1 protein-coding gene is annotated in these 213 nt (G+C 62.0%); it reads left to right on the forward strand.

The window, feature by feature from the left end; genetic code table 11:
* Positions 1-31: 31 nt before the first annotated feature.
* Positions 32-213, forward strand: a 182-nt coding sequence (locus tag HMPREF0549_RS09680; RefSeq protein WP_204365214.1) for a Rid family hydrolase, incomplete at its 3' end; no start/stop codon positions are given.

The following is a 213-nucleotide window of genomic DNA, read 5'->3' on the forward strand; positions in this document are numbered from 1 at the left end:
CCGAACGCCCCTGGCTCTGAGGACATCCGAATTGGTCCAGCGCATTTCCACCGGCTCTCCCTTCGAAGCCACCTTCGGCTATTCCCGCGCCGTCCGCCACGAGGACACCATCTATGTGTCCGGCACCACGGGCTATGATTATGCCAGCATGACAATGCCCGAGAGCGTCGGCGAGCAGGCCAAAAATGCGCTCGCCACCATCGACAAGGCGCT

Origin of the sequence: Limosilactobacillus vaginalis DSM 5837 = ATCC 49540, assembly GCF_000159435.1 — a bacterium.
GTDB classification, from domain to species: domain Bacteria; phylum Bacillota; class Bacilli; order Lactobacillales; family Lactobacillaceae; genus Limosilactobacillus; species Limosilactobacillus vaginalis.